Origin of the sequence: Buchnera aphidicola (Pemphigus obesinymphae), assembly GCF_026122815.1 — a bacterium.
Lineage (GTDB): Bacteria > Pseudomonadota > Gammaproteobacteria > Enterobacterales > Enterobacteriaceae > Buchnera_C > Buchnera_C aphidicola_BJ.
Window position 1 is genome coordinate 1 of the sequence record NZ_JAIWQW010000129.1, and the last position, 294, is coordinate 294.

At 21.4% G+C, this 294-nt stretch carries 1 pseudogene; it reads right to left on the reverse strand.

The window, feature by feature from the left end:
* Positions 1-129: pseudogene (locus LDP10_RS03420) on the reverse strand (F0F1 ATP synthase subunit B); the annotation flags it as partial.
* Positions 130-294: the final 165 nt, after the last annotated feature.

Genomic DNA, 294 nt, shown 5'->3' on the forward strand with positions numbered 1-294 from the left:
ACTATCGGAAATATCTTTCTGTCTTTTTTCTATAGTTATTAAAATAGGAGGCCATATGTATTTCATACAAATCCAAACAAATAAAAAAAATGAAATAGATTGCCCTAAAATAGTGGAATTGAGATTCACAATTTTATACCTTAATTAATTTTAAAATAACTCTTAAATCTTTGCACTATTTTAATAATGCAAAGATTTTTTATTAATTAATATTTAAATTTAAAAACGTATTTACTTAAATAGTAATACTCAAATTAAGCAATAGCAAATAATATATACAAAGCAAGACCAACA